Origin of the sequence: Pseudoalteromonas sp. MER144-MNA-CIBAN-0113 (genome assembly GCF_040308965.1) — a bacterium.
Classification (GTDB): Bacteria; Pseudomonadota; Gammaproteobacteria; order Enterobacterales; family Alteromonadaceae; genus Pseudoalteromonas; species Pseudoalteromonas tetraodonis.
Genome location: NZ_JBEOOG010000429.1, coordinates 1 through 260 on the forward strand (window position 1 = coordinate 1; position 260 = coordinate 260).

General features: G+C 43.5%; 1 protein-coding gene. It reads right to left on the reverse strand.

What is annotated here, in order from left to right; translation table 11 throughout:
- On the reverse strand, positions 1-260 hold a 260-nt coding region (locus tag AAEY57_RS20360), incomplete at both ends, for a peptidase C39 family protein (RefSeq protein ID WP_350608706.1).

Genomic DNA, 260 nt, shown 5'->3' on the forward strand with positions numbered 1-260 from the left:
GCTCAATATGCTCAAGCTCTACATCTTTATGTGTAAGCGGTATATTTGCTTGTGCAATACCATCTACAAATTGTTGATGCACGGTGGCAAGTACCACTTTTTTGTTTTCGTTGCGTACGCCATCTAAAAACAAAGGCTCGGTGGTATTAACCATTACCTCGCTTTTAAAACCACGCTTATTAGCGGCAAGTGCCAAACCAAACGGGTGGCAACCACCATGACCCGATGTCATAAAAATGGTGGTACCTTCACGCCAAAGT